The 11,945-nt window shown below is 38.6% G+C and carries 14 protein-coding genes; 2 read left to right on the forward strand and 12 right to left on the reverse strand.

The annotated features are described in order from the left end of the window. Positions 1-259 precede the first annotated feature (259 nt). Together clpP and RT445_RS04860 are read left to right on the forward strand one after the other, a co-directional pair. Positions 260-850, forward strand: a complete 591-nt coding sequence (clpP, locus tag RT445_RS04855) for an ATP-dependent Clp endopeptidase proteolytic subunit ClpP (protein ID WP_004228025.1) — start codon at positions 260-262, stop codon at positions 848-850. Between the two features lie 149 nt (positions 851-999). Then, positions 1,000-1,131 carry a hypothetical protein gene (locus tag RT445_RS04860; RefSeq protein WP_313469932.1) on the forward strand — a complete coding sequence of 44 codons (132 nt, stop codon included), beginning with the start codon at positions 1,000-1,002 and terminating at the stop codon, positions 1,129-1,131. Here the strand turns inward: RT445_RS04860 and RT445_RS04865 are convergent. The 12 genes from RT445_RS04865 to hisD all read right to left on the reverse strand — a co-directional run bounded on the left by RT445_RS04865 (position 1,128) and on the right by hisD (position 11,926). Beyond that, the gene (locus RT445_RS04865; protein WP_274794385.1) at positions 1,128-1,385 is read right to left on the reverse strand and encodes an HPr family phosphocarrier protein; all 258 of its coding nucleotides are present in this window, start codon (positions 1,383-1,385) and stop codon (positions 1,128-1,130) included. The genes RT445_RS04860 and RT445_RS04865 overlap by 4 nt on opposite strands. Positions 1,386-1,498: 113 nt before the next feature. Then, positions 1,499-2,446 (reverse strand): DNA-binding protein WhiA, encoded by a 948-nt coding sequence (gene whiA / locus RT445_RS04870; RefSeq protein WP_274794386.1) that lies wholly within the window; start codon positions 2,444-2,446, stop codon positions 1,499-1,501. A 63-nt stretch (positions 2,447-2,509) separates the two neighbouring features. Next, the gene (locus RT445_RS04875) at positions 2,510-3,505 is read right to left on the reverse strand and encodes a gluconeogenesis factor YvcK family protein (protein ID WP_274794387.1); all 996 of its coding nucleotides are present in this window, start codon (positions 3,503-3,505) and stop codon (positions 2,510-2,512) included. A gap of 4 nt (positions 3,506-3,509) precedes the next feature. After that, positions 3,510-4,403, reverse strand: coding sequence for an RNase adapter RapZ (gene rapZ, locus RT445_RS04880; protein WP_274794388.1), 894 nt, complete (start codon positions 4,401-4,403; stop codon positions 3,510-3,512). Between the two features lie 9 nt (positions 4,404-4,412). Then, positions 4,413-4,880 (reverse strand): NUDIX hydrolase, encoded by a 468-nt coding sequence (locus tag RT445_RS04885; protein ID WP_274794389.1) that lies wholly within the window; start codon positions 4,878-4,880, stop codon positions 4,413-4,415. Between the two features lie 424 nt (positions 4,881-5,304). Next, a complete protein-coding gene (gene trxB / locus RT445_RS04890) occupies positions 5,305-6,249 on the reverse strand; it encodes a thioredoxin-disulfide reductase (RefSeq protein ID WP_274794390.1) in 945 nt (314 codons plus the stop codon). A gap of 186 nt (positions 6,250-6,435) precedes the next feature. Next, positions 6,436-7,959, reverse strand: coding sequence for a tetratricopeptide repeat protein (locus RT445_RS04895; protein WP_274794391.1), 1,524 nt, complete (start codon positions 7,957-7,959; stop codon positions 6,436-6,438). A gap of 90 nt (positions 7,960-8,049) precedes the next feature. After that, the gene (gene hisIE, locus RT445_RS04900; protein WP_313469936.1) at positions 8,050-8,667 is read right to left on the reverse strand and encodes a bifunctional phosphoribosyl-AMP cyclohydrolase/phosphoribosyl-ATP diphosphatase HisIE; all 618 of its coding nucleotides are present in this window, start codon (positions 8,665-8,667) and stop codon (positions 8,050-8,052) included. Beyond that, positions 8,664-9,425, reverse strand: a complete 762-nt coding sequence (gene hisF / locus RT445_RS04905; protein ID WP_274794393.1) for an imidazole glycerol phosphate synthase subunit HisF — start codon at positions 9,423-9,425, stop codon at positions 8,664-8,666. The genes hisIE and hisF overlap by 4 nt, the downstream gene beginning before the upstream one ends. Beyond that, positions 9,419-10,051 (reverse strand): imidazole glycerol phosphate synthase subunit HisH, encoded by a 633-nt coding sequence (gene hisH / locus RT445_RS04910; RefSeq protein ID WP_274794394.1) that lies wholly within the window; start codon positions 10,049-10,051, stop codon positions 9,419-9,421. The genes hisF and hisH overlap by 7 nt, the downstream gene beginning before the upstream one ends. Next, a complete protein-coding gene (gene hisB / locus RT445_RS04915; RefSeq protein WP_313469940.1) occupies positions 10,048-10,647 on the reverse strand; it encodes an imidazoleglycerol-phosphate dehydratase HisB in 600 nt (199 codons plus the stop codon). The genes hisH and hisB overlap by 4 nt, the downstream gene beginning before the upstream one ends. 4 nt (positions 10,648-10,651) lie before the next feature. After that, a complete protein-coding gene (gene hisD / locus RT445_RS04920; RefSeq protein ID WP_312506025.1) occupies positions 10,652-11,926 on the reverse strand; it encodes a histidinol dehydrogenase in 1,275 nt (424 codons plus the stop codon). Between the last annotated feature and the right edge of the window lie 19 nt (positions 11,927-11,945).

The raw sequence follows: 11,945 nt of genomic DNA on the forward strand, positions 1-11,945 counted from the left end.
TGTAGATAATCCTCATTTTTGAAGCATACCTGCAAAATAGTGTCCTGTACTTTAAACTTATAACCTTAACTATTATACAAACGTATCTCACAAAATACAACCATAGAATGCAAAAACAATATATTTTTTTTAATTTCACTTTAGCAGGGTTAATATTTGACCTTCCCTGACTATAATGTGTATGATAAGGATACAGCTGAAATAACAATGGAAATTTCAGCAAAGGTATTCGAATTTAGTTTTTTAAGGAGGATTTAACATGAATTTAATTCCTACAGTTATTGAACAAACAAGTCGTGGTGAACGTGCATACGATATTTACTCACGTCTGCTTAAAGACCGTATTATCCTTTTAGGAAGTGCTATTGATGACAATGTAGCTAACTCTATTGTCGCACAGCTTCTTTTCCTACAAGCAGAAGATCCAGATAAAGATATCTCTCTTTACATCAATTCACCAGGTGGATCAATTACGGCTGGTATGGCTATCTACGACACAATGCAAATTATTAAGCCACAGGTTCAAACAATTTGTATTGGTATGGCTGCGTCAATGGGAGCATTCTTACTTGCTGCTGGGGAACCTGGTAAACGTTTTGCATTACCAAATGCAGAAGTCATGATTCACCAACCACTAGGTGGTGCACAAGGTCAAGCGACGGAAATTGAAATTGCTGCTAAACGTATTTTATTCTTACGTGAAAAATTAAACGGCATTTTATCTGAACGCACTGGTCAACCACTTGAAGTCATTGCAAGAGACACAGATCGTGATAACTTCATGACTGCTGAGCGAGCTAAAGAATACGGTTTAATCGACCATATTATGCATCGTAGCGATAATAAATAAAAAACAGAAGGCATCACAGATTTGCTCTGTGATGCCTTTATTGTGTTGAAAAATAAATTTTTTTGTGAAAGGTGATAATGTTCTCCCTACTCATTTTAAGCGTTACTCCTAGAGGATCAACGTCACAAATGAGATAAGGAGCGAACGTAATGAGTGAAGCGGCTCATCGGACGCCTCTGGGGAAAGGACGCGGGCGGAACGGAACATTTATTCAACAACATGAAGGCACCACAGAATTGCTCTGTGGTGCCTTTATGTTCGATAATATTACAAATGTTTAATCTTCTTTTTCGATAAGTGTTGCCAATGCTGTAACCGCTTGCTCGGCATCGTTGCCTTCACTGCTTAAAGTAACTTCGGTACCTTTAGCGACAGCTAGACTCATGACACCCATAATGGATTTCGCATTTACTTTTTTCTCATCTTTTTCTAGAAAGATATCAGCACTAAAACGATTTGCTTCTTGCACAAATAGTGCTGCTTGTCTAGCTTGTAGTCCTAATTTTAATTTGACCTGGACTCTTCTCTCAATCATTCTCAAAACTCCCCTTCACTACCGTTCATCTATTAGTTTTATCTTACCTTACTTACTAGCAAAAGAACAATAAGCGATTACGCATGACATTCATACCTGAAAAGTATGAAAACTTAACCACCTATTTTTTCACCGCGTCTTAATGCTTCCGCAATTTCGTCAATTTTTCTTAATCGATGGTTAACGCCTGATTTACTAACCGTTCCACTGGAAACCATTTCACCAAGCTCTTTTAACGTAACATCTTGGTATTCTACACGTAGACGTGCTATTTCACGAAGCTTCTCTGGCAGTTGATCAAGGCCAATCGAATTTTCAATAAATCGAATATTCTCCACTTGCCGTAATGCAGCACCTATGGTCTTATTTAAATTGGCTGTTTCACAGTTTACAATACGGTTGACACTATTGCGCATATCTCGCAATATCCGAACATCTTCAAACTTCATCATAGCCTGGTGGGCACCAACAATATTAAGGAAATCTGAAATTTTTTCTGCTTCCTTTAAATACGTCACAAAACCTTTTTTCCGTTCAATTGTTTTAGCATTGAGCTCAAATTCATTCATTAAATCCATTAATGCTTCACCATGCTCTTTATATAAAGAATATATCTCTAAATGATAGGCTGATGTTTCTGGATTATTGACAGAACCTCCTGCTAAAAATGCACCTCTTAAATACGCTCTTTTTTGTCCACTCTTTTTAATGAGCTCTCTCGAGATTGTATGATTAAATTGAAAGTCGTCTGAGATGATTTCTAAATCAATTAACAGCTCACGTGCACCTTCTCTTACACGGCATATATACACATTATTTTTTTTAAGTCGCATTTTCTTGCGAACTAGTAATTCCACATTGTATGGATATAACTTTTTCATAATCGTATATAATCTTCTAGCTATTGCAGCGTTTTCAGTTTGCACGTCTAAGCTTAGTTGTTTATTTGCAAAGGATAATGAACCATTCATACGAATTAGGGCAGAAACTTCTGCTTTCATACAATGATTGTCCGCTTCTATTTGCGTCAGTTCTTTTTTCGTTTCAGAAGCAAAAGACATATCACGCCCCCCTTTCAATCATATTTCTATGTATATGTTATCTTACCATATACAATAAACGTATTATGTTTCTATAATCGGTCTATTTACCTTTTGATGGTAAATATCAGCGTAATCTACTAGCCATTCTGCAACATTTGCAGCATTATGTCGAACAGTTCCATCCTGCCTAATAGTCGCAATGTCACGTTTAATTACCTCTAAACCCATACTTTCAAGCTTTGCCACATCAAATGTTACTGGTTCAGCTCTTTCTTCTTTATACAGTTCTTTTACTGGAATTGGCAGTTCTTCATCATTTACTAAAATAGAATCAATAAAATCGTTGCCAACATGCTTATGTATGGCTGCTACATGATCGCCTGCTGTATAAGAAATGGTTTCACCTTTTTGCGTCATTAAATTACAAACATATATTTTTCTTCCTTTTGCTTTCACTACAGCTTCACCAATCTCCTTCACAAGCAAATTGGGAATGATACTTGTATACAAGCTTCCAGGACCGATTAAAATATAGTCTGCACGATGTATGGCACGAATAGCTTCTGGTAACGGTTGCACATTTTCAGGTACTAAAAAAACGCGATTAATGCGCTTTGTTGCTGTTGGTATTTTGGATTCTCCTTCGATAATTGAACCATCCTCTAGCACAGCATGTAGGTTTATTTTTTTATTTGCAGCTGGTATAACGCGACCATGAACTTTTAAAACCTTTCCCATTTCACTTATAGCATGGCTGAAATCGCCTGTAATATCAGTAAGAGCTGTAAGCATTAAGTTTCCCAAAGAATGTCCTCGTAAATCCTCTGATGCTGAAAAACGGTACTGAAACATTTGCTCAACAAGTGGCTCAATATCTGATAATGCTGCAATGACATTGCGAACATCACCAGGTGGTGGAATATCGTAGTCATCACGTAAACGGCCAGAAGAACCACCATCATCTGCCACTGTTACAATAGCAGTAATATCAAATGGATGATGCTTAAGCCCGCGCAGTAACGTAGAAAGTCCTGTGCCACCACCTATTACCACAAGCTTTGTTTGCTTTTTCCCCATTCACTCATTCCTTTCTACGATTAATATCACGATGCGTAATAACCGTATTTTCCTTGCCTGCAAAATAGGCACCAAAAAATTCTGCTAACGTCACTGAGCGATGCTGCCCCCCAGTACAACCGAAAGCAATGACAAGTTGAGATTTACCTTCTTGTCGATAAAGAGGAATCATAAAGTCTAATAAATCCGTTAGTTTTTGGATGAGTATTTGTGTATCTTCCAAAGCTAAAACATAAGAGGATACCTCTGTTTGAAGACCCGTTTTAGGACGCAGTTCCTCCACATAATATGGATTTTTAAGAAAACGCACATCGAATACTAAATCAGCATCAATGGGCATACCATGCTTAAAGCCAAAGGACATGATGTTAACAGTAAAAATAGTATCCGCATCACTAGCAAATTCTTTGACAATTCTTTCGCGCAGTTGCTTTGGCTTCATGTTAGATGTGTTATAAACGAAATTAGCACGGCCTTTTACTTCAGATAAGAGTGCACGTTCATGTTTGATTCCATCTAATGGTAAACCATTTACTGCTAATGGATGGGCACGCCTTGTTTCTTTATAGCGTCTGACTAATGTGGCATCGTCTGCATCTAAAAATAAAATACGAGCTACAATATCGCCTTCTTTTAGTATATGGTCTAATGCGCCAATTAGAGCATCAAAAAAATCGCCACCACGCATATCCATTACCGCCGCGATACGCGTACTATTTTTACCAGAATCTCTTAGCAGAGTTAAAAAAGTTGTAAGTAACGCAGGTGGTAAATTATCAATACAGTAATACCCTAAATCCTCAAAGCTTTGAATAGCCACGGTCTTTCCAGCTCCAGACATTCCTGTAATAATAACCAATTCATGTGTACTTTGTTGGCTTTCAACCACCACTGTCATGCAACTCCTTTATTGTTCTTTTGATATTTGTATTTTCTGATGAAGTAATTCAAAATTCGTTGTATAGTCAAACGTGCCATATTGAATACCTGTTTGTGAAACGGCAAATTGTAAATTAGTTCGATCTCCTTCAGCCATTGGCAAATGTGCTAAATCCTCAACTGGGTGCCATGCAAGCTTGCCTTCTCTCGTTTCTTCAAATGGTATACCTTCTACATCCTTTGCAACAAATGTATAGAGCATCCATTCGTCCACAACATCATTGTTTTCTTTAATGATCATTGTATAAACACCCTTTAAATGAACATTCAAAGGTGTAACATTTGTCTCTTCTTGAAACTCACGGACAGCAGCCTCAAAGATAGACTCACCGCTCTCCATTTTGCCTCCTGGAGCAACATACCAGCCTCGTCTTGGTTTCTGAAGTAATAATACTTTACCGTCTTTTACGGCAATTAAATTTGCAATTCTTTGCATAGGCACACCTCTAATCACTTTTGCATTCTACTCTCCATTATAGCAAGACCTTGCAAGATTTGTCCTCATTTACAACTCTCTAGCAAAGACAATTAACAATTTAGTTTTATTCAAGCATTGTGAATTATTTGTGGGCATAACTTACGCTTTTTATAAATTAAATATCCTTACTGGAATGATCGTCATTCCGCTAGATGACGCTTAAGAGGTGTTCTCTTCATTTAGTAAAACAATGTAAATAACATCATGATCAATACAAATAAAAAAGTAGGTTGCTCCCACCTATTGAGGCGGAAACAACCTACTAACAAAATAAAAGGGGGATTGCTAATTACATGTTTAATCATACACCTTTTATATGTCATTCAAGTTACAGCAATATTAAAACCACATTAAAATTGTATTTTTTTCCTTAAAAGCCATGTTAGGCATTAATTTTTTCTAATAGTTCTTCTACATAATGCTGTACAGCTTGTGCAGCAATACTACCATCACCTGTTGCTGTGACAATTTGACGAAGTGATTTTTCACGAACATCTCCAGCAGCAAAAATACCTGGGATTGTTGTTTCCATATTGTCATTTGTCAAAATATAACCAGCATCATTTAAAATACCTAATGATTCAAATGGTTTAGTTAAAGGTAACATTCCAATGTATACAAAGACACCATCTGTTGCAAATTCAGATTCTGTACCATCAACAGTTGATTGTAGTGTTACACTACCAACTTTACCATTAGCCTCATTAATTTCTTTTACAGTTGCATTCCAAATGAAATCAATTTTGTCGTTAGCAAAAGCACGATCTTGCAGAATTTTTTGAGCACGTAATTTATCGCGACGGTGGACAATTGTGACTTTATCAGCAAAGCGAGTCAGATAAACACCCTCTTCAACAGCTGAATCTCCTCCACCTACAACGACTAGATTTTTTTGTTTAAAGAATGCCCCATCACATACTGCACAGTAGCTGACGCCACGGCCGCCAAGTTCTTTTTCACCTGGCACACCCATTTTTTTATACTCTGCTCCTGTTGTAATGATAATGGCACGTGTTTTATATTCTTTTGCACCTGATTTAATGGTTTTATATTCTTCACCATCAATGATTTCTGTTACATCACCGTAGGCATATTCAGCACCAAATTTTTTAGCGTGCTCAAACATTTTTGTAGAAAGCTCTGGCCCTAAAATTGTATCAAAACCTGGGTAATTTTCTACTTCTTCTGTGTTAGCCATTTGCCCACCAGGAATACCACGTTCAATCATTAATGTTGATAAATTTGCACGAGATGTATAGACAGCAGCAGTCATCCCTGCAGGACCTGCACCAATGATTACTACATCATAAATTTTTTCTTCCGACATAAATACTTCCCCCTAAACAAAATACTTTTTATCTTCATTAAGTGTAACGTCACCTATTGAAGAAGATAAAGCCCTTGGCGGATAGGACGGTTATAAAACGCAATGTCGCCAAGGAATATTGGTGATAACGTTAGTATGTTCATCGTATGTGAAAGTATAAAGTTATTCAACTATGTTGCTCACACGCTAATTATGACTATCAGGTAAAAATGTTAAGATTTCATCAATATACTTCGTTAAAGTGGAAACAGAAACCCCATATTGTTGAGCTATTTCTTTTTTTGTTACTTTGAGCATCTGTGAAGATTTAAACAAATAGTCATTTGCTCCCGCAATCGCTGCAGGATTAGTAAAACGATAATTTTGTACTAAAGCTTGTTCACAAAGTACAAACCACATCTGAAACATTGGAACAATCAGTGATGATAGCTTTCCATACTGTTCTAATAAAATTTCTGACACATGGACTGCACGTAAAAAGCTTGCTTCTACTTTATTTTTCTTATCAAATTCATGACCCAGTGCGTAAGCCAAAAATAACTTCTCGAATGAGCCTAATTGTTCAATATTGACCCATTTCGGATGGGCGATAATTTCTTGCTTATGGGCAGTTCCTTTCAATAAAAACAACCCAAAAATACGTTCACTTGTATAAGAACTTTCTAATTTTTCAACAATAAAATCACGATCATGCTCCAAGGCATCCAGAGCAAATTCATTCTCCTGTTGGCGCCATGGCTCAAAGCCTTCTTTGTCTGGATCTAGCTCTAGAAGCTGATCCCAAGCACTTTTCGAAATCTCCACATGATCTGAGAAATATGCAGCATGGGATAACCAAAAGTAAAAACCTGCATCTCCAACATAGCCTCTCTTTTGCATACTGCGTAACCACTTATAGGCTAATTCGTATTGCCCTATTAAGGCTAATGTCGCTCCAAGCTTATAACGATGCTCCCATGTATAAGGCTGAATTTTAACAAGCACATTTAATAGCGCTTGTAAGTCTTCTTCATTCTTTTCATAATACGCAATCACCGTTAAATTACATAGCGCATGTAAGTTGCCCTTATTTTCACGTAGCACTGTATGTAAGAGAGCTTTTGCTTGTTCTTCTTCTCCAACATAAAAATAAGCGAGCGCTAAATTATTATAGGCAGACCAAAATGCTGGGCGATCTTCAATTAAATCTTCTAAAATATTAATAGCTTCTGGGAAATCTCCCTTTTCCATACAACGACGAGCCTGCTCCTGGCGATATAAATCCTCACCTGAGCCTTCAAGTTCTTCTAAATCGTCCTGCTCAAAAGCGACGAATTCTAATATTTCTGCTGCCTCATCCGCATAAGCACCTTCTGGCTCTAACTTTAAGTATTCTTCCGCAAAGCGTTTAGCATCATGCATTATGCCTACACACCCAGATACCTCTGCCATATAAAATATGATTTCAGGATTATCTGGATCAATTTGATAAGCATGACGAAGCAGATCATACGCTTCCTCAAAACGTTGACCCTCTAACTCTACTATGGCTAGCTGCAAGTTAATCATTGGATCATCAGGACTTAAATCTACCGCACGCTGTAAATATTTATAAGCCTTATTCATTTGACCACTGTTCATAGCTTGAATTGATTTTTTATAATAATAGTCGCCTGTTGGAATGAACGACACTATATTCGATTGAGTCTCATTTTGACGTTTCTTTTCCAATATATTTCCTCCGAAACAAGAAATAAGGAACGTATTTCACGTTCCTTTACACAGTAATCTCTATTATACCATACAATCAATAATATGCTGTTATTTCTCCTCGTGACGTTTTTCCAACACATGTAGTACATCATAAATACTTATCTTTTGTTCTTGCAGTAAAACGAGAAGGTGATACAGCAGATCAGCTGCCTCCCATTTTACTTCCTCAGCATCTCGGTTTTTAGCCCCTATGACAACCTCCGTCGCTTCTTCTCCAACCTTTTTACAGATTTTATCAATACCCTTATCAAATAAATATGTAGTATATGCTCCCTCTGGCATTTCCTGCTCACGCTTTTCAATCACACGTGCAAGTTTAGAGATAATGTCCACGGAGCCTACCTTATCATATTGTTGAATAACCTCCGTAAAGCAAGAAGTTGTACCGTTATGACAGGCTGGTCCAGCTGGTAGAACTTCCACCACTAAGGCATCTTGATCACAGTCTGCTTTTATGGATACTACTTGTTGCGTATGACCACTTGTAGCCCCTTTATGCCAAAGCTCTTGGCGCGAACGAGAATAAAACCAAGTTTCTCCTGATTGAATTGTTTTAGCCAATGACTCTTGATTCATATAAGCTACCGTTAGCACTTCTTTTGTATTGGCATCTTGTACAACAGCTGTAACAAGACCTCGCTCATCGAATTGGATGTTCTCTATCATCTTATTGCCACTCCTTTTTCACGTAGGTATTCTTTTACTTGTGCTACGCTTGTTTCCTTGTAATGGAAGATCGAAGCTGCCAGTGCAGCATCTGCATCTACCTCTTGTGCTAATACTTCGTAAAAATGCTCGGCATGTCCTGCTCCACCACTAGCAATAACCGGGACTGTTACTGCCTCTCGTACCGCTTTTGTTAAAGCTAAATCAAAACCGGACTTTTCTCCATCTTGATTCATGCTTGTTAATAAAATTTCACCTGCTCCTAAACGTACAGCTTCCTTTGCCCAATCAATAGCCGACCAAGCTGTTTTGTTACGCCCACCATGTGTATAAACCATCCACGTGCCGTCCACTTCACTATAGCGAGCATCAATTGCTACTACGATACATTGTGCACCAAAGAAATCGGAGCCTTCTTGGATAAGGGCTGGTCGCTCCAAAGCAGAAGTATTGATTGATACTTTATCAGCACCCGCACGTAAAATACGTTTCATATCATCCAATGTACGAATACCACCACCTACTGTAAAAGGAATGGCAAGTGTAGCAGCTGTTTGACGAACAACGTCTACCATCGTTTGGCGACCTTCATGTGAAGCAGAAATATCTAGAAAGACAAGCTCATCTGCCCCTTGTTCATCATAGAACTGCGCAAGCTCTACTGGATCACCTGCATCACGAATAGATTCAAATTGTATGCCCTTTACAACCCGACCTTCCTTCACATCAAGACATGGGATAATACGTTTCGTTAGCATACTTTCACACCTTTCAGCCATTGCTCTAATAAATAAATACCTAGTTCCCCTGACTTTTCAGGGTGAAATTGCATGCCTGTCACGGAACCATTTGTCACAATACCTGGCACTTTCATGCCATAATAATCTGCATAGGCAACAAGCTCTGATTCCTCTATATTTTTTGCATAATAGGAATGAACAAAATAAACATGCTTCGCTGCTATTTCATTGTTCAACCATGCCGGCTGATTCGTTAATATCAGCTCATTCCACCCCATATGTGGCACCCGGTATAGCTGGTCTTCTGTCATACCGGTAAAGCGGGTAATACACCCTTTAAAAAATCCTAACCCTTTTGTTGGCGTTACTTCATCACTTTGCTCAAATAATAATTGCATGCCTAGACAAATTCCCAATAAGGGGCGATTTTCGCTATACGCCTTTTGTAAATAACAATCTAGCTTTGTTTCTGCTAATCGCTTTCTAGCATCAGGGAATGCGCCAACTCCTGGTAATAAAAGCGCATCTGTCGTATCTAGCATCTTTTCATCAGCAGACACAACAACCTCACAACCTAGTCGCTTTAATGCCTGTTCTACACTAAATAAATTACCCATACCATAATCAATCACGCCTATTTTCACGTTAACAGCCCCTTAGTCGATGGTACACCTTTAACACGTGGATCAATTTCTACTGCAACATCAATAGCACGTGCTAGTGCTTTGAAAATTGCCTCAATAATATGATGTGTATTGTTTCCATAAGGTACTATGACGTGAACATTCATACGTGCTTCTAGCGCAAATTTCCATAAAAATTCATGCACTAACTCTGTATCAAACGTCCCTACTTTTTCTTTTAATGGTGGCACTCGATACTCTAAATGTGGTCGATTGGAGCAATCTACTACAACCTGTGCTAGTGCGTCATCCATCGGCACAAATGCTGTACCATAGCGTTTAATACCTTTTTTATCACCAAGTGCTTCACGAATAGCTTGGCCTAAGACAATACCAAGATCTTCTGTTGTATGATGATCGTCGATGTAAGTATCACCATTCGCTTGGATAGTTCCATTAAATAGTCCATGCTTGATAAATAAATCTAACATATGGTCCATAAATCCAACACCTGTTTGAATAGTTGCTTGGCCTTCACCATCTAAATCAATTGCTACTGTAATTTGCGTTTCATTTGTGGTACGTTCTACTTTTGCATATCGTTTCTTTTCTACCATTGTCCTATTCCTTCTCCCATCCGCGTGATTCCACTGCACGCGCATGACCCTCTAAGCCTTCCATACGCGCTAGACGTGCAATTTTCGGTGCATTTTCTTCCCATGTTTTTCCGCTATAATAAACAATACTTGATTTTTTCACAAAATCATCAACACTTAAGCCACTTGCAAAACGAGCCGTGCTATTGGTTGGTAGCACATGATTTGTCCCTGCAAAGTAATCTCCAACAGGCTCTGAGCTGTATCGGCCAATAAATATACCACCCGCATGTCTTACTTGCTCAGCAATAACTTCTGCATTTTCTGTAAGAATTTCTAAATGCTCAGGTGCTAACGTGTTAATCGCTTCCACTGCATCTGCTAAAGTGTCAGCAACATAAATTGCTCCGAATTTTTCTATGGAAGCCCGTGCCACTTCTTGACGTGGTAAAGTCTTCAATTGCTTGTCTACTTCCTCAGCAACCTTTTTCGCTAGTTGTTCCGAAGTCGTTACGAGGATGGCACAAGCTAATACATCATGCTCTGCCTGTGATAAAAGATCAGCAGCAATTTCATCAGGGTAGGCTGTGTCGTCAGCCAACACCGCAATTTCACTAGGTCCCGCAATCATATCAATCGCTACCTCACCAAACACCTCCCGTTTGGCCAGAGCTACGAAAATATTGCCAGGGCCTGTAATTTTATCGACTGGAGCAATTGTTTCTGTACCGTATGCAAGTGCAGCAATCGCTTGTGCTCCACCAACTTTATAGATTTCATTTATGCCTAAAAGATGAGCTGCTACAAGTACACCTGCTGGTAATTTCCCGCTCTGATTAGCAGGAGAAGTAATGACAATACGCTGCACGCCAGCAACCTGAGCCGGAATCACATTCATTAATACCGATGATGGATATGCTGCAGTACCACCTGGAACATACAACCCTACTGCATCCAAAGCAGTCACTCGTTGTCCTAACCAAGAACCATCTCCCAACTCCATATGGTAGCCTGTACGTATTTGTTGTTCATGGTATAATCGAATATTTTCAGCAGCCTCTGCTAAATCGCTATACAGTTGTTGATCAAGAGCATTTACAGCTTCTGCAATTTCCTTCTCTGTAACACGCAAGCTTTCAGGAGCATAGCCATCCCATTTTTCAGTATAGAATCGTATCGCTGCATCTCCCTGTTTCTTCACCTCAGATAAGACTTGTCTCACAACATTTAGCTGTTCCTCATTTCCTCCTTCAAGTGGCCTTTTTAAAGAAATACCTTTTGCAAGCTTTATTATTTTCATCGAATTAAACCCCTTTAGT

The organism is Lysinibacillus sp. (genome assembly GCF_032093475.1).
Classification (GTDB): domain Bacteria; phylum Bacillota; class Bacilli; order Bacillales_A; family Planococcaceae; genus Lysinibacillus; species Lysinibacillus irui.

Excerpts from the sequence above, each read along its gene's own strand:
- RT445_RS04885 (WP_274794389.1), bottom strand. The coding sequence starts at position 4,880 with ATGCAAAGAATTGCAAATTTAATTGCCGTAAAAGACGGTAAAGTATTA.
- whiA (WP_274794386.1), bottom strand. The coding sequence starts at position 2,446 with ATGTCTTTTGCTTCTGAAACGAAAAAAGAACTGACGCAAATAGAAGCG.
- rapZ (WP_274794388.1), bottom strand. The coding sequence starts at position 4,403 with ATGACAGTGGTGGTTGAAAGCCAACAAAGTACACATGAATTGGTTATT.
- hisB (WP_313469940.1), bottom strand. The coding sequence starts at position 10,647 with ATGGTAGAAAAGAAACGATATGCAAAAGTAGAACGTACCACAAATGAA.
- clpP (WP_004228025.1), top strand. The coding sequence starts at position 260 with ATGAATTTAATTCCTACAGTTATTGAACAAACAAGTCGTGGTGAACGT.
- trxB (WP_274794390.1), bottom strand. The coding sequence starts at position 6,249 with ATGTCGGAAGAAAAAATTTATGATGTAGTAATCATTGGTGCAGGTCCT.
- hisF (WP_274794393.1), bottom strand. The coding sequence starts at position 9,425 with ATGCTAACGAAACGTATTATCCCATGTCTTGATGTGAAGGAAGGTCGG.
- hisD (WP_312506025.1), bottom strand. The coding sequence starts at position 11,926 with ATGAAAATAATAAAGCTTGCAAAAGGTATTTCTTTAAAAAGGCCACTT.
- RT445_RS04875 (WP_274794387.1), bottom strand. The coding sequence starts at position 3,505 with ATGGGGAAAAAGCAAACAAAGCTTGTGGTAATAGGTGGTGGCACAGGA.
- RT445_RS04860 (WP_313469932.1), top strand. The coding sequence starts at position 1,000 with ATGAGTGAAGCGGCTCATCGGACGCCTCTGGGGAAAGGACGCGGGCGG.
- hisIE (WP_313469936.1), bottom strand. The coding sequence starts at position 8,667 with ATGATAGAGAACATCCAATTCGATGAGCGAGGTCTTGTTACAGCTGTT.
- RT445_RS04865 (WP_274794385.1), bottom strand. The coding sequence starts at position 1,385 with ATGATTGAGAGAAGAGTCCAGGTCAAATTAAAATTAGGACTACAAGCT.